The organism is Shewanella sp. KJ2020 (assembly GCF_024197625.1).
Taxonomy (GTDB): domain Bacteria; phylum Pseudomonadota; class Gammaproteobacteria; order Enterobacterales; family Shewanellaceae; genus Shewanella.
The window spans coordinates 198,675-217,781 of sequence record NZ_JAKUKD010000015.1 but is presented as its reverse complement, the minus strand read 5'-3'; the positions used below and the strand labels follow the sequence as shown (position 1 = coordinate 217,781).

The window sequence follows — 19,107 nt, the reverse complement described above, 5'->3', positions numbered from 1 at the left end:
TAATTAGTCTTGGATTTCGCTGCGTAGATATTTAAACAGCTCTTTAGATGATTTTGATTCAGGGCCTTTGGCCAGTTCTTTGGTCGCTTGACGCACCAAAGTTCGCAGCTTTTGTCGGTCCAATTGTGGGTAATGTTCCACTAAGGTTTGGATTTCAGCATCACCTTGAGTCAACAAACGTTCACGCATTTTCTCAAACATCTGCAGTTTTGCGGTTTCGTTGTTGTTTTTGTTGAGCACAATCGCCAGGGCGGCCTTGATAGGTTCAACATCAAAATTACGCATCAATTTGCCGATATACTGCATATGGCGACGGTACGCCTCAGTATTGACTTTGATTTTGCGCGTTTGCAGGATAGCGTCATACAAAAACTCATCCAGCTCGATTTTATCTAGCTGAGTCTTGCTCAGTGAAACCAGTTCCATACCAATTTTTTGAACAGCCTCACTATCACGCTTGTCCGACGTTTTGCTACTGACATAATCTTCATCAACGTCGTAGGGCTGTTTAAAATGCTCTGAATCACCAACAATCTTCATATAGATAAAACCTCAAGTAAAAAACTTGCTAATAATAACATCTCCAACCAAAAATCACCTAGGTGAATGTGTTGAAACAAAGACCAGAGCTCCTTTTACGGCTTAGCCTAGTGCCGGGCCGTGACTCATTGTCATGCTAATAATTAATGTGAATGGGATTTGTGTTTGTTATGCTAGCGCCATTGCCGATAACGAAAGAGTAGCTTTGTGTCTTTGAACAGAATCGATAGTGAATTGGGCGCGCTGAAAGATGCGGTTGCCGTGGCACTCGAATATGCCAATAAATTAGGAACGAACGCGGCCGAAGTGGCGATCAGTAAGCAACAGGGCCTGTCGGTTTCAACCCGTTTAAAAGAGGTTGAAACCGTTGAGTTTAACAAAGATGGTGCCCTAGGGATTACGGTTTATCGCGATGGTTGTAAGGGCAGTTCATCGACGTCGGATTTAAGTCCAGAGGCCATCGCTCTTGCGGTAAAAGCGGCCGACGATATCGCCCGTTATACTTCGCCCGATCCCTTCAGTGGCCTTGCCGATAAAGCCTTAATGGCGACCGAGATCCGCGATCTTCAGCTGTATTATCCACAAGATATTTCCCCCGATGAGCTCGCTCAGCTCGCGATCCGCGCCGAAACCGCAGCGCTCGATGCCGATCCTCGGATCAATAACTCCGATGGCGCGAGTGCTAATGCTCACACGTCGGTCAAAGTGTATGGCAATAGCCATGGCTTCTTAAACGGTTATTGCAGTTCACGTTATAGCTTAAGTTGCAGCGTGATTGGTGAAGATAGCGAAGGCAATATGCAACGGGATTACGATTACACTATCGCCCGTAAATTCAGCGAGATGCTTGCACCTGAAACCGTAGGTTTAAAGACCGCCGAGAAGACAGTAAGTCGCCTCGGTGCGCGCAAGATTGCGACGACACGTTTACCGATTTTATTAGCTCCCGAGATAGCAACGGGTTTGATCGGCCATTTAATCGGTGCCATTAGTGGCGGCAGTTTATATCGCAAATCCAGCTTTCTATTGGATGCCATCCACACGCAAATCTTCCCCGATTGGTTCAGTATTGAAGAACAACCCCATTTACTGGGCGCACTCGCGAGCGCCAACTACGACAGTGAAGGTGTGGCGACTCAGGACAGACGCATTATTGACCGCGGCATGTTAGAAACCTATCTGTTAACCAGTTATTCTGCCCATAAGTTAGGCTTATCCAATACAGGCCATGCCGGCGGGATCTATAACTGGACCCTCGGCCACACGGGCCAAACCGTCGACCAGTTGGTGAAGGATATGGGCACAGGTTTGATTGTGACCGAAGTTATGGGCCAAGGCGTGAATATGGTGACTGGGGATTATTCCCGTGGGGCGGCGGGTTTCTACGTTGAAAATGGCGAGATCCAATATCCAGTGGAAGAGATCACTATCGCGGGTAACTTGAAAGAGATGTTCCGTGGCGTGCAAGCCGTGAGTCAGGATTTTGATCTGCGCTCATCGATTCGTACTGGTGCTATCCTGTTATCTGAGATGAAAATCGCGGGTAACTAATCTCACTATGATATCCCTATGGGAAAAGGGCAAACGCGCTAACGTTTGCCCTTTTTTGTGCCTATCGGCTATGTCTAAAACGCATAGCTTGCGCTGAGTTCAAATGAGCGTCCCGCGCCAGCCACCTGATTAAAGCCATTGGTGTTATCGGCCTTAAATTCGGCCACACTCACTCCGCCTAGGGGGAGTTCATAGTAGCTATCGAACAGGTTATTGATGGCGAAGGTGAGGGTCAGATCCTGCCATTTCATACGGCTATTCAAGTTAAGTAAGGAATAGCTGTCGGTTTGATTCTCAAGGCGGCGATCATCGACGCGATCTTTGGTTGCAACCCATTGCCATGCAAGGCTGTTTTCCCAGTTACCGAGTTGATGTTGCAGTGCCAACTCGGTTTGCAGCGGCTTGATTTGATACAGCGGCTCATCACCTTCATCCCGCTCACCACGGGTAATATTTACCATTCCCTCGATCTGCCACTTACCGCTACTGGTTTCTGCTAATTCATAGAGAGCATTGAATTTGCCCCCGTAAAGATTAGCATCTAAATTTGTGAATTTAAGGATATTACGTTTGCCATCGGGCGTATTGGTACGATTAAAGCTGCCAATCACTTCGGCGTCGACATAGTCAGTCACCGCTGTGTACCAGGCTGTGGTCGAGGCTTGCCAGCTATCGCCATTGAACTTGTAGGCGGCACTTACAGTGTGGGCTGTTTCAGGCTTAAGATCGGGATTGCCGACATAACCGTTACCATCGCCATACCAGCCGATCATGGTCGTTGCCATCACACCGCGGCCCCAGCTGTAGCGCTCGTACAGATTGGGTGCGCGATTTTTACGGGCTAATCCCAATTCAAGTTGTTGATTGGTAGATACTTGATAGCGAGCGAGTAGGGTGGCATCGATAAGGTTATCATCGCGTTTTCTGTCCATCGCATTAAAGGCTTTTGCCGCTTCTGCGTCGATATTGGGCATACCCATCATAGGCGCTCCTATCATAGCGCTAGGGCTATAGGCTTGGACTTCACCCGTATTGGTGGTGACATACTCAAAGCGAACACCCGCCGATAGCCACCAACTAGGACTCAAATTTTGTTGCCACTCGCCATACACCGCGGCGCGCTGGCGCTCACCGTCATTGATGTTGATGTAGTCATTGGGCGCCATCATAGTACCGGGAACCGCTGGCCAAACATCGTCGAGGTGATAGCTGTAGTATTCCTGACCGACCAGTAAGGTGCTGTCATCCCCCATCGGCAGACGCCAATGCAGTTGATAGCTGTAATCATCGCCTTTGGTATTCATGGGCATCTTGCCGGTTTTTTCTGGGGTGAAAAAGCCCATCTTATGCTCCACGCCGTGCCAATTGAATTGGGCGCTAAATTCACCATCATCCTCGAGTTTTAGCTTGTAACGGCCTAGGGCGCCATAGCTCTTGTTATCCGTCATATCCATGTATTGATTAGGAAAACCTTGAAATGGAATATTCTGATGGGTGAGTTTGATGGCTATTTCTTGGGTCTCATCGCGCCAAGCGGCTGAGAGGGCATGGTTTTGTGAACGGTACAAGGTATCTATGACTTTATCGCCATTACCATCTTTATAGCTGTTAGCATCCTCATAGGCACCTTGATAACTTAGGCTGACATTTTTGCTGGCAACGGCTGCATTTGCTCCGAGTAGTAAAGTGTCGCTAACGCTGCGATAACCTGTGGAAATATCACCGCTTTGCCAGTTGATGTCGTCGCTATTATCAAACTGTGGCGCTAGGCTAGTGATCTTAATGACGCCGGCAATATTGTCCCCGCCCGCACTCACGGGGGATACGCCTGCTACCACTTCGGCGAGGGCGATTTGATTGGCCGACACATAGGAAAGCGGTGGGTTCATATGGTTAGCACAGGATGAAGTGATATCCGCGCCATCCACTAACACTTTAATGCGATCGCCCATCATGCCATTGAGCACTGGCAGTGCTGATACGCCACCAGCGGCGGAAAAATCGACGCCTTGGTCTTTTAGTAAGTTTTCGGCGGAGCCTAAGATCTTCGGTTTGTCGCTTTGCTGACCATGGACCTCAATGCGCTCGATATTGGCGAGGTCGCTGTTATCAGCCATGGCCTGTGGGACGAGAGTGATGCCTAGGGCAATCGTGAGGGATGAATAGAGTACAGAGGTATTAAAAGGGTAAGAATTTGCAGCCATTTTGTTGTTTTCCATTCACTTAGAGAAATTGCGCTGCATTATAAAGATCATCCAAGTGATAAAGGTGCGGCATATTGTCGCACACTGGAAATGTGCTGATTTGTACAAACTATGTACATCGTAAAATATTGCGCTATAGTAGCGCCGTTAAGCCGTGGGCTTAGCTTATTAGTGAGTTGATTTATTCTATTTGGAGTTGCTATGGGCAAACAAAAAATCGCGGTCGTGGCGATGGAACACGACAGTGGGCGAGGCACTATCACTGACAATGCACTCAAAGCTATTGTAACCAGTCCTCTCTTTCGGACACGTACCGAAAAGGCGAAAAAGGGCAAAGGGTCTTACAACCGTAAAGCAGCAAACCGAAAGGGGTATCAGCATAAGGGTGATACCCCTTTCGACTTTTTACGGCTGAGCTTTTGCTAGTCTACGACTATTTGAATCTGCTTTTTACTCGTCATTCATCCTGCTAGTGCCTGCCTCAATATCCATCTCGACTCAATCATCCTCAGTTCGATAGTCTCTGCTGTTCAAACTTATTAGCCTGGCATTAATTAACTGGGGATAAATTGTACTTTTGCCTTGAGCGAGTATGGTTAACCTATAGCGAAGGAGATGCGTATGGCACAGCAATATCGAATCGAACACGACACTATGGGCGAGGTACAAGTCCCCGCAGACTGTTATTGGGGCGCGCAGACCGAGCGTTCGCGGCAGCACTTTCGTATCGGTATCGAAGCGTCAATGCCGATTGAAGTGATCCACGCATTTGGCTATCTCAAAAAGGCCGCCGCCATTACCAATCAACAACTTGGCACTTTGACTCAAGCTAAAGCCCAACTGATTGCCCAAGTGTGCGATGAACTGATAGCAGGTAAACTCGATACGCAATTTCCCTTGGTGATTTGGCAAACGGGCTCGGGCACGCAAACCAATATGAACGTCAATGAAGTGATTGCCTATCGCGGCCATGTGCTCTCGGGCGGGCAACTCACCGATGCGGTTAAATGTTTGCACCCCAATGACGATGTGAATCGCTCGCAATCTTCCAACGATACCTTTCCCACCGCCATGCACATTGCCGCCTATCGCCAAGCCGTTGAGCTGGTTTTGCCCTGCATGAAGTCACTGCAGCAGAGCTTGCAGCATAAGGCCGAGGAATTTGCGCAAATCGTTAAAATCGGTCGCACCCATTTTATGGATGCAACACCGTTAACTTTAGGCCAAGAGTTTTCGGGTTATGCCGCGCAATTAAGTCATGGTATCGAAGGCATTGAGCACAGTCTTAAGCGGGTGGCCGAGTTAGCCTTAGGTGCTACCGCCGTGGGCACTGGGCTAAATACGCATAAGGATTACGCCGTTAAGGTGGCGGACAATATCGCAAAACTCACTGGCTTGCCCTTAGTGACGGCGCCGAATAAGTTTGCCGCCCTCGCTGCCCACGATGAATTAGTCGCGCTGTCGGCGGCCTATAAAGTGGCGGCGGTTAGTTTAATAAAGATAGCAAATGATATTAGGATGTTAGGTTCTGGCCCGCGCTGCGGCATCGGTGAGTTATTACTGCCTGAAAATGAGCCGGGGTCGTCCATCATGCCGGGCAAAGTGAATCCTACTCAGGTCGAGGCCATGACTATGGTGTGCGCGCAAATCATGGGTAATGATGTCGCCGTTAGCATTGGCGGCAGCAATGGTCAGTTTGAGCTTAATGTGTTTAAGCCGATGATTATCGCCAATGTGCTGCAATCGGGGCGCTTACTGGGGGATGCTTGCCAATCGTTTAATGACCATTGCGTGGTTGGCATAGTGGCGAACGAGCCACAAATCGCGCTGCATGTGGAAAACTCACTTATGCTAGTCACGGCGCTGAATCAACATATCGGTTATGAAAAGGCCGCTAAGATAGCCAAAAAAGCCCATAGCGAACACAAGACGCTGCGCCAAGCGGCATTGGAACTTGAGTTGGTCACGGCAGAAGAGTTCGAGCTGTGGGTCGATGCCAATAAGATGCTAGGGCCAGATGCCTAGTGAAGGTAGAAAGCAGGACGAGCTTCGCCCTGCTAGGAAGCTGCAAACAGCGCAGCTGCGAGAGTCTAGGCCCTAGAGCCTAGAATCTCGCTTAATGCTTAGTCTTGGGTGTCAGCGTCGACCACTTCGGCCCATAGATCGTGTTCATCTGAATGGGTGATGCGGGCACGAACCAACATACCAGGTTCCAACTCAGTTTCACCATTGATAAACACCATGCCGTCGATTTCAGGTGCATCGGCGAAGCTGCGGCCAATGGCGCCTTCTTCGTCTACATCGTCAATCAGAATATCTAAGGTTCGGCCAACGAAACGGGCTAAACGCTCGGCGCTGATCTCGGCTTGGACTTCCATAAATCTGTGGTATCTGTCTTCTTTCACTTCTTCGCTGATAAGCTCGGCGATAGTGTTGGCGACAGCACCATCCACTTCAGAATACTTAAAGCAACCTACGCGATCGAGGCGAGCTTCTTTTAAGAAATCGAGCAGCATTTCGAAGTCTTCTTCGGTTTCCCCTGGGAAGCCGACGATAAAGGTCGAGCGGATCACTAGATCGGGGCAGATTTCACGCCAGCGTTGAATCGCTTCTAACTGACGGTCAACACGGCCTGGACGCTTCATCATCTTGAGGATGCGTGGGCTTGCATGCTGCATTGGAATATCTAAATACGGCAGGATCAAACCTTCCGCCATCAGCGGGATCAAATCGTCAACCCATGGGTATGGGTAGATGTAATGCAGACGCACCCAAGCGCCCATTTTACCCAGTTGGCGCGCTAGGCTAGTAATGTCTTGTTTGACTGGCATACCGTTCCAAAAATCGGTACGACCGCCTTTGTCTTTGCCGTAGGCCGAGGTGTCTTGGCTCACGACTAGAATTTCTTGTACGCCTGATTCCACTAAACGCTTAGCTTCATCTAAGACGCTGCCCGCTGGGCGGCTGTCGAGGTCGCCACGTAGCGAAGGAATAATGCAGAAAGTACAACGGTTGTCGCAACCTTCTGAAATCTTTAAATAAGCGTAATGCTTAGGCGTTAACTTAACCCCAGTTTGTGGGATTAACGAGGTAAAAGGGTTGTGCTCTGGTTTTGGCACATATTTGTGAACGTGCTTTAACACCGCTTCATAGCTGTGCGGGCCAGTGATTTCTAATACATCTGGATGCACTTCACGGATTTGGTTTTCTTTGGCGCCAAGACAGCCAGTGACGATCACTTTGCCGTTTTCTTCTAAGGCTTCACGTACAGCATCCAGAGATTCTTCCACTGCGGCATCGATAAAGCCGCAGGTGTTGACGATAACTAAGTCGGCATTGTCGTAGCTGTTAGTCACTTCGTAGCCGTCGATGCGTAACTGAGTCAGAATACGCTCTGAATCCACGAGGTTTTTGGGGCAGCCCAAAGACACGAAACCGATGCGATTCCCAGTAGTAACAGCATTAGTGCTTGCTGCTTCTAATGTTTTGACTGGGATATCAAGCGTGGTCGTTTGCTTGGGTTTAAAAGTTTCAACTGTCATGGTTACTCGCTGGGGTATAAGCTGCCTTAAAAAAGTTGGCGGATTATACCTGAAGTGATTAAAAGGTACAGTAGCTTTGGCTGAAAAGTGTACAACTGGGGCGCTGAATATGCCAGTTAACCCTAAGGCCTATTTTGGGTGTGGATATAGACATATCCGCTAGAGATCCACTATCGAACCCAGAGGGATAAAAAGAGCTAAATATTTTTCAGAAAAATTAACCCCTTTTAAATTTTCGCCCGTTTGTAGAGTCATCATGCTAGGTGCTAGCAGGGTTACATATTGACACAGGTATTTGTCTCTTAAGGTGATAGCTTAAGTCGTCAATGGTATTTAGATTACATTTTTGGAGTCAGTGATGAAAAATTCTCTTTTAGCGGTATTGGTGGCGGGTGGTCTTTTTTCGAGTGCGTTTATGGCGCCCCAAGCGCTCGCCGCCGAGGTCGATTTCCCGCATATCGAAACTATGGGGGTAAGCCAAATTCAAGTCGAACCCGATATGGCGGATGTGAATGTAGAAGTGGCCGTGACCGAAAAAACCGCTAAAGCCGCCAAGGATAATTCCGATGCCGCCGTAGCTAAGTTTATCGCCCGCTTAACGACAGCGGGTGTGGCTAAAGACCAGATCCAGAGCGCGAATTTAAATCTTCAGCCGCAATACACTTATGTGCAGGATAAGGCACCTGAGCTGACGGGTTATACCGCTAGTCGCCAAATTACCGTGACGGTAACAGACTTAAGCCGCTTGAATGCAATTTTAGATTCAGCCCTAGAAGAAGGGATGAATCGGGTAAACAATATCGCCCTTAAATCGAGCAAAGAAGCTGAATATATCGCCAAGGCCCGCCAAGCTGCGATAGCGGATGCCAAGCAAAAAGCCGAATCTTTGGCCCAGGGGTTTGGGGAAAACCTCGGTAAGATCTGGCAGATCCGTTATTACGATCAACGCCCTGTGCAACCTGTCATGTTACGTATGAGCGCCAAAGCCGATGCTATGGGCGCCGCCGAGAGCTATCAATACGGCCAAGTAAGCATCGAAGATAGAGTCGAAGTGATTTATAAACTGAAGTAAATCAGTCAGAGGCATATGGTGATGGATGAAGCTCCTATTGGGATTCATCCATTTTTTATGCCGTTTACAATCGTTTTATATTTTTGGAAATAGCATTCTTCACTCTATATGTGATGGATTTTATTAGGATGATGAACAGTAAAAACTGGCAAATTTAAGTATTTATCCTCACACTAGAAAGGATACTTTTTAGGAGGCCGTTTATGGATTTTCCCGCTCGAATAAAGCAGCAAACTTGTATGGATTGTTTAAGTGGTCAGTCATTAGGATTTGAAATTCGAATGGCATTTCAACCTATTATCCACTGGCCTAGCCGTGAGATTAGTGGTTATGAAGCCCTTGTTAGAGGTCCAAATGGAGAAGGGGCTGCATGGGTGTTTGAGCGGATTAATGAAAATAATAAATACTATTTTGATCAGGCTTGCCGAGTTAAAGCGATAGAAACCGCCTCAAAGCTGGGGCTCGATAAGATGCTCAGCATCAACTTTTTACCTAATGCCGTATATAACCCCGAAACCTGCATCCGCGCTACGATTGAAGCTGCAGATCTCTATGGCTTTGATATTCATAACATCATGTTTGAAATGACCGAAGGTGAGCAGATTGTAGATAGAGCAAAATTAATGCGCATCTTCGAGAGCTATGCCAAACGTGGCTTTATCACGGCTATCGATGATTTTGGCAGTGGCTTTGCCGACTTAAGTTGGCTTGAAGCCCTGCGCCCTCAAGTGTTAAAACTCGATATGACCTTGATCCGTGATATCGATTTAGATAAAGAAAAACAGCTAGCCGTGGATGAAATACTGCGAATTTGTCGAGAATTTAATACTCGAGTCTTGGCCGAAGGCATTGAGACTGAAGCTGAACTCAATTATCTCGCTGGAATAGGGATTGAGTATTTTCAGGGTTATTACTTTGATAAACCTAGGCTCGAACATTTAAGTACCTATGAGGAGCTAAGTTTTCACGCGCCAAAGTAAATGGTTAGGTGGATTGATATCGTTGCATGATTAGAGTGGTAACAAGTGCTGAGACTCGATGAATAATTCTTTGTTTCTGATATTGGCTAACTGAGATATCATGCGCCACCCTTAATTGCCCGTTACCTATTCGCTACTATGTCTTCCAACGCGCTCTATACCGATCTCTCCGGTTATTACGATTTAATGTGCTCCGATATCAACTATCAACAACAGAGTGCGAGCATTCATAGGTTGCATCAATTTTTGGGTAATAATGGCAAACAACACCTCGATTTAGCCTGCGGTACTGGCCCCCATGTGCGGCATTTTATTGATCTTGGCTATCAGTGTAGTGGCTTAGATATCAATCAGCCTATGCTCGATATGGCCATGCGCCGCTGCCCTGAGGCTCAGTTTGCATTGCAGGATATGACGGCCTTTTATGTAGAGCAGCCCGTTGATTTGATTACTTGTTTTTTATATTCCATCCATTACAGTGCGGGCATAGAGCGTCTAAAAAGTTGTATTGCCAGTGTGCACCGCGCCCTTAATGAGGGTGGATTGTTTTGCTTTAATACGGTCGATAAACACAGGATCGATAACACCGCCTCGATTAAGCATTTTGCCGAGTTTGATGGGCATCACTTCGCCTTCGAATCTGGCTGGCACTACAGTGGGCAGGGGGATAAACAGTCGTTAAATCTGAGTATTGAGAAGAGTAATCAGCCCTTCAGTCGGCTCACTGATTTCGAGCTGTATAGCGAGGAAAGTCTGCGCCAAACTGAGTTATGGCAAGACCAACATGCGATGGTTGCCACAAGCTTTACTGAACTACAGGCATTATTAGCCCCCTATTTTGATGTGCATGTTTTTGAACATGACTATGAACGAATCGTCCCGTGGGATTTAGCCTCCGGCAATGCACTATTCGTCTGTGTAAAGATTTAACCTTGGGCTGCGCTGATGCGCAGCCCATTTTTATAGTGCGTATTAGAGTTTCCAGCTTAAGGTTGCGCTGTAATTGGCCGGAGCGCCGTAAAACCCTTGCGCCCAGTACAGACTGTTGATGTATTTCTCATCGGTCACGTTATTGGCATTGAAGGTGAGACTGATGTTTTCGCTAAAGGCGTAGCGCGCCATCAGGTCGACAATAGCATAAGCGTCTTGGCGGCTGATAATAGTGTCGCCCGCATTGGCAAAGCCTGCGCCAACCGTGCCTTGTTCGCGGGATATATCATCCTGCCAGCGCATATTGACCCCCAAGCTTAAGCCCTCTAGTTGGGCAATATCGTAGGTGGCGGCGAGCTTGAATAACTTGCTTGGAGTATAGTTAGCGACTAACTCATCACCCTTAATATCGAAGTCAGTAAATCCAACACTCACTTGTAAGCCATCATAGATTTCGCCTGCAATATCAATTTCATAGCCATCGCTGCTGATACCGTCAGCCGCAATGTATTTTTGCTGGTTAGGCGGTAAGTTAATGGTGGCAGGATCTAACTTCGCGAGGTTCACCTGATCGATTTGGAAATAAGCTAAGCTGGCAATTAACTTGCCCTCAAATAACTCACTTTTAAGGCCGATTTCTTTGCTTTCACCTGTTACTGGATCCAGTGGCTGCTCATTAATATCGACTTCAGTTTGCGCCAAGAAGGTTTCGGTATAGCTGGCATAGGCGACCAGTTCGGGTATAAAGCGGTAAACGGCCCCTATGTAGGGAATAAAGTCATCGGCCTCGGCATCGCGGGACTTACCATAGGATTCACCTTCGGCATCCCAACGGTTAAAACGGCCACCGGCGATAAGGTGCATATCCTCAAACAGGTTAAAGCGTCCGGTAAAGTAGGCGGCTTTTTGGGTCGAGTCAGTATCGCTGCCCGATGGGCTATCGGCAAAGGTGGGATACGGGGTATTGCCATCCCAAGTGTTGAGATCGGGCATTTTCGGGAAACCATTACCCGTGGTGTAATCGTAGAGGGAGTGTTCTTGCTTATCGGCGGTGGAATAGTTAGCACCAAACACCAACTGATGATCACGGCCAAAGAGACTAAAATCACCTTTTACATAGATATCAGCAAGATCTGTGGTTTCTTTCGCATCATAGGCACTGCCGTAACCCGTTAAGCCAAGGCCTGTTTCCTTATCTGGCGTGCCATAAACGTAAAAGAGTTCGGTGTCTTCATCGGCGGATTTATGGGAATAAGTCGCCCGTAAGTGCCAGTCATCATTAAATAAATGGCTCAATTCAACCACGGTATTGTTTTTCTCAACTACCCAAGCCGACCAATTGGCCGATGTGCTGGTGGAGCGATCATAGTTGGTGGCGCTGCCATCGGTAAAATACAGCGGCAATGCACCCCACAGGCCGCCGCTGGCGTCGTTATTGATATAGCTGTGGCTGATGGAAAAGCTGGTGCTATCGGATAAATTGGCTTCAATAAAGGCATAGAGCACGGTCTTGTCTTGCTCATAACGGTCAAGGTACGAGTCTTGCGTTTGCTTTACCGCCACGGCGCGAGCGGCAATATTCTCACTCAGCTTGGTGGAGCCGTCGAGTTCGAGGCGGGCGTTATTAAAGCTGCCATAACTGCCATTGATATTCAGTTGAGTGTCGGCCGTTGGGCGTTTACGGATAAAGTTAATCGTTGCCGAAGGATTACCTACGCCCGTCATCAAGCCGTTAGCACCACGGATCACTTCGATACGATCATAAATCGCGGTATCTTCATCGGCATGATTACTGCCCGAACTTAAGGGCAAACCAATGCCATCCACTTGGAAGTTGGTAATGTCGAAACCACGGGCGGTGTAATAGGTTCGGTCGGTTTCAATGCGCTCAACATTCACACCCGTTGCCGAGTCGAGGGCGGCATTAATGTTAGTGAGTTGGAAGTCACTCATTTGAGCATTGGTGATCACCGACACCGATTGAGGAATATCGCTTATCGCTAAATCGAGGCGAGAGGCACCGCTGGCCGTGCTGGCATTGTAACCCGCGATATAGCTGCCTTTCACTTCTACTTTTTCAATATTATCAGTGGTTTTTTTACTGGTGGTGTCATCAGCATAGCTCAGGCCCGAAGTACCGAGTGCCAGCAACATGGCTGAATAGAGTAGGGATAAGCGTGGTGTGTTCATCAATAGGCCCAATTGTGTAAAGAATGAAATGCAAAAGTGGGCACAATATAGCGCAATAGCACTTTAGTGTTAATGATATCTGTTATCATTTACATTTGTTAAATATTGTACAGAGATGCAGAAGATTCTTTTAATTATGGGGCTTGTTAAACTCTTAAATTAGTTCAATTTTTGAATTGTTAAAGTCAAGATCGTGGGGCTTCACCCTGATTCGACTTACACTATCTCGGCCTGCGGCCACCCCGAGGGGAGGTGAACTTCTGTAGCTTTGGCGTTGTCTGCGATTTATTGAACAAGAGAGCTGCATGTCCCATCTTTTCACCATCTTTTTATAATAGAAAAGGCCAGCTACTGGAGCTGGCCTAAAAACTGTCAATCTCTCTTAAGACTGGGAATTTTTAATTTATACATCGCATTTTAAATAATTTATCAAAGTTGATTTCCATAATTTTTCATTATGTTCAGTATTTATTCTTTGTTTATGTTTTTCATGTTTAATCATATAGTCTGGTTGATAGTTAGGCATTCCCTTATCGATAAGGTAAGAGCAAGCTTTTGATTTATTCTCTGAATTGATAAACTGAGCTAAGTGTTGCTCAAAATTTTGCTGTTCCAAAGCACTTAATGTCCAAATAGAATCTTTCATCACAATATTAACTATTCCATGGGCTGTCTTGTCACTGGTTCTTAATGTATCGAAATAAGCATATGCGCTGGCAGAAAAGTAGTTATATATTGCTAAGTCATATAGTTGTTTATCAACACATGACTTTAGTGAATGATATAAGATCACTGGAGTCATTTCATTTGATATCGCGTCAGCATTTAGGCAAGAGATGGTACTTTTTGGGCTTGCATATTCAGGAACTATGGCTTTATCTTCATGCTTAACTTCACTTGGAGTACAAGATGGAATGGGGCGTTAATTTAATACTCTAATTTCCCAATCGCTTGATATGCTCGTTCTATGTTGTGCTGAAATTTCATATCGCATGCATTCCTGTGCGATCAAAGGATAGACCTTTGATTCTGAGCCTTTACCTCTACTCGGGCCTGTTGTTATTACATGCACCGAATGATACCCAGGTTTGATATTTTTCTGGCGAATGTTAGACTCGAAAGAGCCATCAATCGCAACTATTTCAACATCATAGTTATTAGTATCAGAAGCTAAACTTTGGCTACCATCAACGATAGCATATGGTGTAGATTTACAACCAGCTAGAAATAACAGAGCGATAATATAGTATTTTTTAATTATAAATTTCTAATTATGTATTAAAGTATGTTGATATAACTGGCTATTATTATTTAAATAATAGCCAGTTAATTTTAAAAAGCTTAATTATTTTTTAGTAGCTCATCTTTGGGCGCGATTTTAGCTGTGCCGTAGAATTTTACTGGTACTCTATTTTTATTTGAAGGTGATGGTTTAAAACTTTGTTTTGGCATTGAGTCAATTTTGGCTTGTGTCATAAAACCTTCAGGTGTTGAACTAATTAAAGTCCTTTCAACTTCTTGGCCATTTGAGTCAATAACAGTCATAACGGTCCACTCTCCTTTGCCTTGGGGTAACCATGTAGGACGTTTTTTCAATATTTTTATATTGCCACTATGAATCCAATACTGATTTAACTCATCTGGTTTAACTTCTATAACTTCTGAAGTGAACTCAGGTACTATCTCGGGAGCTGTAGCTTGGCAGCCAAATAGACTAAGGGTTAATAGGATAAAGCTAATTCTCTTCATTTTATTCTTCCATGTATAAGTAACATTAAACTGTTTTCAAGTCCTATCTTGAAAAGGCGAGTGGCCACATCTCAAATCATAAAAGCCGTAGACCACAGACGAAGTAGTTTTTCACTATCTGTTGTCTTTGTAAATGAAATGTTGGTATCTGTTTGGCCACTAAACATGGACGAGTTTACGGCGTGTCACTGGAATGGCGGTGCTTAATGGTTTAATTGACGCTAAATCAGTTGGTTAGGTTAATCATCTAGTTGCTGTTAAATGATTAAGCAACAGCCAGTCAGATCAAAGCTGGATTCCCGCTTAACAGCATTGCGGGAATGACGCTGAATGAGTGGCTGGCTGTATTAGACTGACGGCTAACAGTATAGACTGACAAATACTAACAAATCAATGCGTTATTTGATAAACGCGAACGCATCACCGTAGAGATGCGCTTCCTCTACACCAATCTCGCGGAAGATTTCCCGAGCGGCACCCACCATATCGAAACGGCCGGCGATATAGATGTCGTAGCCATTTAAGCTGACAAAATCCTGTTTGATTTGGGCTAATAGATTGGCAGTTTTACCCTGCCAGTTGGCGGGGGCTTCTTCGACAACGGGGACAAAGTGTAACCAAGGGTAAGCGTCGTGCCACTGTCTGGCTATGGTCTCAAAATACATGGCATCTTGAGTGCGACAACCCCAATAGAGGGTGGTTTCAACCTGTTGACCGAGGGCGATTTGGTGCTCGACGATACTCTTAATGTAAGAAAAACCAGTGCCGCCAGCGATTAACAGGCGAGGGCGTAGGCTTTCGTGGCGCAGGTGGGCTTCGCCGCCTGGGGCTTCGATATCTATATGGCTGCTGGTTTTTAAACGCTCGACCACTTGCATTGGGTAGCTTTCGCTGACGGCGGCGCCAATGTGCAACTCAATAAACTCGGCATTGGGCGCTGACGCGATAGAGAAGGGGCGTTTATCTTTTTCACCCATAACAACACATAAGTATTGTCCCGCTTGAAAATCGAAGGCGGTTTCTGGCTTTAACAACACTTGATAAACGGCGTCGTTAAATGGGCTAACTTTCTCTATCTTACAGCGTATGGTTTTCATCAAACTTCCTTTGCACCTTTTATCAACGTTATGTATTTAGGTGTCGCTTTAGCGGCCGATTATTGGCCTATTCTCTTGGCTTAAGTGGGTACTTGAGTATGTGCTTAAGCTGAATTATAGGGTTGGGCTGTCGTCTATGCCTAACTCATCCCAAATTGAGTCGATCTTTTGTTTAACCTTTGGATCCATCACGATGGGCGTGCCCCATTCGCGGTTGGTTTCACCTTCCCACTTATTGGTGGCATCGAGTCCCATTTTTGAGCCTAAGCCCGCGACGGGAGAGGCAAAATCGAGGTAGTCGATCGGGGTGTTTTCGATCATCACGGTATCGCGTTTAGGGTCCATGCGGGTGGTGATCGCCCAGATCACATCCTGCCAATCGCGGCAGTTCACATCTTCATCGACGATAACAATAAACTTGGTATACATAAATTGGCGTAGGAAAGACCACGCGCCCATCATCACCCGTTTGGCGTGCCCAGGATATTGTTTGCGAATGGAGATCACCGCCATGCGGTATGAACAACCCTCAGGTGGCAGATAAAAATCAACGATCTCAGGGTATTGCTTACGTAAAATCGGCACGAACACTTCGTTTAATGCGACACCCAGCATTGCGGGCTCATCCGGTGGACGGCCAGTGTAAGTACTGTGGTAGATGGCATCTTTACGCTGAGTGATGTGGGTAACGGTAAATACTGGAAACTTATCGGTTTCGTTGTAGTAACCCGTGTGATCGCCGTAGGGGCCTTCTTCCGCCAGTTCCTCTGGGTCGATATAACCTTCGAGGATGATTTCACTGGTGGCGGGGACTTCTAAGTCACAGCTTAATGCTTTACAGACTTCGGTGCGTTCACCGCGCAGTAAACCGGCAAAAGCGTATTCGCTCATGGAATCGGGGACTGGGGTGACGGCACCTAAAATGGTCACAGGATCGGCGCCGAGTGAGACCACAACAGGGTAACGCTCACCGGGAAATTGTTGTTTAAAATCAGCAAAATCTAACGCGCCGCCACGGTGGGATAACCAGCGCATAATCAGCTTGTTTTTACCCAGTAATTGTTGGCGATAAATGCCTAAATTTTGACGACTCTTACGCGGCCCCTTGGTGATGGTTAAGCCCCAGGTCACCAGTGGCGCGACATCGCCCGGCCAGCAATGCTGAATCGGCAATTGGGTTAAATCGACCTCATCGCCGGTTTTGATGATTTGTTGGCAAGGCGGGTTACGCACTGTCTTTGGCGGCATATTCAAGGCTTGCTTGAACATAGGGATCTTAGCGATCGCGTCTTTAAAGCCCCGAGGTGGTTCGGGTTCTTTTAAAAAGGCTAACAGTTCACCCACTTCGCGCAGGGCTAATGGGTCGTCTTTACCGAGCGCCATGGCCACGCGCTTGGGCGTGCCGAACAGGTTTGCCAACACGGGCATATGGTGATTTTTAGGATTTTCAAACAAGAGTGCAGGGCCTTTGGCGCGTAGGACGCGATCGGCGATCTCTGTCATTTCTAAATGAGGATCAACTGGGTAGCTAATGCGTTTGAGTTCGCCATTGGCTTCTAAGTGATCAATAAAGCTGCGTAAATCCTTAAAACTCATGTGGAAATAGCCTCTGCAGTGAAAATCCATGTGGCGCGCACTATAGCATTTTTCTGTTTTAGGGTTAACCTATTCAGTGATCTTCAAGCTTTTGAAGCGTAAAATGAGCAGCAGTAGGCCGCGGTTTATCTCGCTTACGCCCTGTATCTCGAGGTTTATATGCATATCTCCCAGCTGTTTGCCCAACAAAAGTGCACCCCAAGTGAGCCATATGTTACCCATAGGTGGCAGCTAAAGGGCTTAGTTTTATCCTTGGCTCTGGGGATATTTGTGTTAGGGGCTCCAACGGCAACCTTTGCCAGTCAGCGTGGCGACTCAGAACATAATAGTGCGGATCAGTACAACAACCACTATAACAATACCCATAGTTATAACGGCTATCGCCCTTATTATCGTCCTTACTATCGCCCGTATTATCCTTGGGGTAGCAGGTGGTATTCGGGGTGGAATCTTGGCTATGGCTGGGGTTCCCGTGGTTATTGGAACTCACCTTACTCTAGCATCGGCCTATCTATTCCAATGGACTATGAAGAGGAATCCGTTGCCGTTTCAGCCCCTGTACGGGTGACAACCAGTATGCAGTATGCTCCGAATGAAGGCCGTATGGTGTCGAGTATGCCTAGCGGCGCAAACGGCCAAACAGTGAATGCGATGGGGGCACTTGCACCTAAGGTTCAGCGGGCTCGCAGTGTGTCGAGTTTACCGAGTAATGCCAGAATCGTGCAGCAGGATGGTCGTACTCTATATGAGTGGCAGGGTGTGCTTTATGCCTACGATTGGAACAGCCAAACCTATCAAGAGCAGCTCGTTAAATAGGAACACATAGTGTAAATTTTTGAAAAATTGGAGCCCCATAGTGGGCTCCAATTTATTGGTCAGATTTTAATTATAAGGCGCTCGTCAGATTCTATATTCAGCCCCTTTGTATGGTGATATCGGCGATATAGCCATGCTCTGTGGCGATAAGAGCTTGTTTTAGCATGTCAGCGGCTTCATCGGCGGACATAAAGCTTGAGGTATCCAAAGCCTTACCGCTACTGGGCCAAAAACCGGTGTCCATGCCGCCGGGATACACGGCAATTAACTTCATTGGGCTATTTTTTAGCTCTAAACGCACCGATTCAACAAAGCCTCTCACCGCCCATTTGGCCGCGCAGTAGGTGGATTCTCCTGCTTTGGCGGCAAGTGCGGCGGTGGACATCACAATCACCACAGTCACCGCGCGCTCTTTATAGCGTTGCACTAACTCGCGCACTAACAGGATTGTCGAGGTGACATTGTTCTCTAGCAGGCTTTGGATATCGCTCGCCCTTTGGGTTTCGATCGCACCAAAGTAACCGCTGCCTGCGCAGTGGATCACGGTTTTAGGGGCTTGTGTTAGGCCATCGAACAGGGCTGCAATGCTCTGCTCGCGGGCTAAATCGGCGGTGATCGCGGTTATACCTTGGCTTGAAAAGGGGCTTAAGGCATTGGCCACTGTTTGTAGGCGTTTGCTATCCCGGCCCGTGAGTGTCAGTGGGGTATTTTCTTTGGCATAGCGTGCGGCTAATGCGGCGCCTAATCCACTGCTTGCGCCAGTAATGAGTATCATATTGACCTCGTGAGTCTTTCTCTGTTTATTCCTAGGTTTAGGGTCCAAGTTTAATACTTAAGTTT

The 19,107-nt window shown here is 46.9% G+C and carries 16 protein-coding genes; 7 read left to right on the top strand and 9 right to left on the bottom strand.

The genetic code is table 11. The annotated features are described in order from the left end of the window. Positions 1-3: 3 nt before the first annotated feature. Positions 4-540 carry a ribosome biogenesis factor YjgA gene (gene yjgA, locus MJO46_RS09995; protein ID WP_198782147.1) on the bottom strand — a complete coding sequence of 179 codons (537 nt, stop codon included), beginning with the start codon at positions 538-540 and terminating at the stop codon, positions 4-6. Positions 541-747: 207 nt separating this feature from the next. On the opposite strand from yjgA, the gene pmbA reads away from it, so the two are divergent. Then, positions 748-2,091 (top strand): metalloprotease PmbA, encoded by a 1,344-nt coding sequence (gene pmbA, locus MJO46_RS09990; protein ID WP_253989176.1) that lies wholly within the window; start codon positions 748-750, stop codon positions 2,089-2,091. 74 nt (positions 2,092-2,165) lie between these two features. Here the strand turns inward: pmbA and MJO46_RS09985 are convergent, their stop codons facing one another. Next, positions 2,166-4,295 (bottom strand): TonB-dependent receptor, encoded by a 2,130-nt coding sequence (locus tag MJO46_RS09985; RefSeq protein ID WP_253989175.1) that lies wholly within the window; start codon positions 4,293-4,295, stop codon positions 2,166-2,168. Between the two features lie 201 nt (positions 4,296-4,496). Here MJO46_RS09985 and MJO46_RS09980 point away from each other — a divergent pair, with 201 nt between their 5' ends. Next, positions 4,497-4,721, top strand: coding sequence for a ribosome alternative rescue factor ArfA (locus MJO46_RS09980; RefSeq protein WP_253989174.1), 225 nt, complete (start codon positions 4,497-4,499; stop codon positions 4,719-4,721). A gap of 195 nt (positions 4,722-4,916) precedes the next feature. Further along, the gene (gene fumC / locus MJO46_RS09975) at positions 4,917-6,320 is read left to right on the top strand and encodes a class II fumarate hydratase (RefSeq protein ID WP_253989173.1); all 1,404 of its coding nucleotides are present in this window, start codon (positions 4,917-4,919) and stop codon (positions 6,318-6,320) included. A gap of 98 nt (positions 6,321-6,418) precedes the next feature. Here fumC and rimO read toward each other — a convergent pair whose 3' ends face one another. Continuing rightward, positions 6,419-7,837, bottom strand: a complete 1,419-nt coding sequence (gene rimO, locus MJO46_RS09970; RefSeq protein ID WP_253989172.1) for a 30S ribosomal protein S12 methylthiotransferase RimO — start codon at positions 7,835-7,837, stop codon at positions 6,419-6,421. A 358-nt stretch (positions 7,838-8,195) separates the two neighbouring features. Here rimO and MJO46_RS09965 point away from each other — a divergent pair, with 358 nt between their 5' ends. From MJO46_RS09965 to MJO46_RS09955, 3 genes are all read left to right on the top strand, one after another. Further along, the gene (locus MJO46_RS09965) at positions 8,196-8,909 is read left to right on the top strand and encodes an oxidative stress defense protein (RefSeq protein WP_253989171.1); all 714 of its coding nucleotides are present in this window, start codon (positions 8,196-8,198) and stop codon (positions 8,907-8,909) included. Positions 8,910-9,112: 203 nt separating this feature from the next. Continuing rightward, positions 9,113-9,889 carry an EAL domain-containing protein gene (locus tag MJO46_RS09960; protein WP_253989170.1) on the top strand — a complete coding sequence of 259 codons (777 nt, stop codon included), beginning with the start codon at positions 9,113-9,115 and terminating at the stop codon, positions 9,887-9,889. A 138-nt stretch (positions 9,890-10,027) separates the two neighbouring features. Beyond that, positions 10,028-10,819, top strand: a complete 792-nt coding sequence (locus MJO46_RS09955) for a class I SAM-dependent methyltransferase (RefSeq protein ID WP_253989169.1) — start codon at positions 10,028-10,030, stop codon at positions 10,817-10,819. A 42-nt stretch (positions 10,820-10,861) separates the two neighbouring features. Here MJO46_RS09955 and MJO46_RS09950 read toward each other — a convergent pair whose 3' ends face one another. From MJO46_RS09950 to ubiD, 5 genes are all read right to left on the bottom strand, one after another. Further along, positions 10,862-13,009, bottom strand: coding sequence for a TonB-dependent siderophore receptor (locus MJO46_RS09950; RefSeq protein WP_253989168.1), 2,148 nt, complete (start codon positions 13,007-13,009; stop codon positions 10,862-10,864). Between the two features lie 403 nt (positions 13,010-13,412). Then, positions 13,413-13,658, bottom strand: coding sequence for a hypothetical protein (locus MJO46_RS09945; protein ID WP_253989167.1), 246 nt, complete (start codon positions 13,656-13,658; stop codon positions 13,413-13,415). Positions 13,659-14,350: 692 nt separating this feature from the next. Then, on the bottom strand, positions 14,351-14,758 hold the full coding sequence (locus MJO46_RS09940) for a hypothetical protein (protein WP_253989166.1): 408 nt from the start codon (positions 14,756-14,758) through the stop codon (positions 14,351-14,353). Between the two features lie 398 nt (positions 14,759-15,156). Further along, positions 15,157-15,855 (bottom strand): NAD(P)H-flavin reductase, encoded by a 699-nt coding sequence (gene fre / locus MJO46_RS09935; RefSeq protein ID WP_253989165.1) that lies wholly within the window; start codon positions 15,853-15,855, stop codon positions 15,157-15,159. Between the two features lie 114 nt (positions 15,856-15,969). Beyond that, a complete protein-coding gene (ubiD, locus tag MJO46_RS09930; protein WP_253989164.1) occupies positions 15,970-17,451 on the bottom strand; it encodes a 4-hydroxy-3-polyprenylbenzoate decarboxylase in 1,482 nt (493 codons plus the stop codon). Positions 17,452-17,610: 159 nt separating this feature from the next. Between ubiD and MJO46_RS09925 the strand changes: the two genes are divergently transcribed. Beyond that, positions 17,611-18,267 (top strand): hypothetical protein, encoded by a 657-nt coding sequence (locus MJO46_RS09925; protein ID WP_253989163.1) that lies wholly within the window; start codon positions 17,611-17,613, stop codon positions 18,265-18,267. A gap of 97 nt (positions 18,268-18,364) precedes the next feature. On the opposite strand, the gene MJO46_RS09920 is transcribed toward MJO46_RS09925, so the two are convergent. Continuing rightward, on the bottom strand, positions 18,365-19,042 hold the full coding sequence (locus tag MJO46_RS09920; protein WP_253989162.1) for an SDR family NAD(P)-dependent oxidoreductase: 678 nt from the start codon (positions 19,040-19,042) through the stop codon (positions 18,365-18,367). Between the last annotated feature and the right edge of the window lie 65 nt (positions 19,043-19,107).

Coding starts and splice junctions, on each gene's coding strand:
- fre (WP_253989165.1), bottom strand. CDS start 15,855: ATGAAAACCATACGCTGTAAGATAGAGAAAGTTAGCCCATTTAACGAC.
- MJO46_RS09940 (WP_253989166.1), bottom strand. CDS start 14,758: ATGAAGAGAATTAGCTTTATCCTATTAACCCTTAGTCTATTTGGCTGC.
- yjgA (WP_198782147.1), bottom strand. CDS start 540: ATGAAGATTGTTGGTGATTCAGAGCATTTTAAACAGCCCTACGACGTT.
- ubiD (WP_253989164.1), bottom strand. CDS start 17,451: ATGAGTTTTAAGGATTTACGCAGCTTTATTGATCACTTAGAAGCCAAT.
- MJO46_RS09960 (WP_253989170.1), top strand. CDS start 9,113: ATGGATTTTCCCGCTCGAATAAAGCAGCAAACTTGTATGGATTGTTTA.
- rimO (WP_253989172.1), bottom strand. CDS start 7,837: ATGACAGTTGAAACTTTTAAACCCAAGCAAACGACCACGCTTGATATC.
- MJO46_RS09985 (WP_253989175.1), bottom strand. CDS start 4,295: ATGGCTGCAAATTCTTACCCTTTTAATACCTCTGTACTCTATTCATCC.
- MJO46_RS09920 (WP_253989162.1), bottom strand. CDS start 19,042: ATGATACTCATTACTGGCGCAAGCAGTGGATTAGGCGCCGCATTAGCC.
- MJO46_RS09950 (WP_253989168.1), bottom strand. CDS start 13,009: ATGAACACACCACGCTTATCCCTACTCTATTCAGCCATGTTGCTGGCA.
- MJO46_RS09965 (WP_253989171.1), top strand. CDS start 8,196: ATGAAAAATTCTCTTTTAGCGGTATTGGTGGCGGGTGGTCTTTTTTCG.
- MJO46_RS09980 (WP_253989174.1), top strand. CDS start 4,497: ATGGGCAAACAAAAAATCGCGGTCGTGGCGATGGAACACGACAGTGGG.
- MJO46_RS09925 (WP_253989163.1), top strand. CDS start 17,611: ATGCATATCTCCCAGCTGTTTGCCCAACAAAAGTGCACCCCAAGTGAG.
- fumC (WP_253989173.1), top strand. CDS start 4,917: ATGGCACAGCAATATCGAATCGAACACGACACTATGGGCGAGGTACAA.
- MJO46_RS09955 (WP_253989169.1), top strand. CDS start 10,028: ATGTCTTCCAACGCGCTCTATACCGATCTCTCCGGTTATTACGATTTA.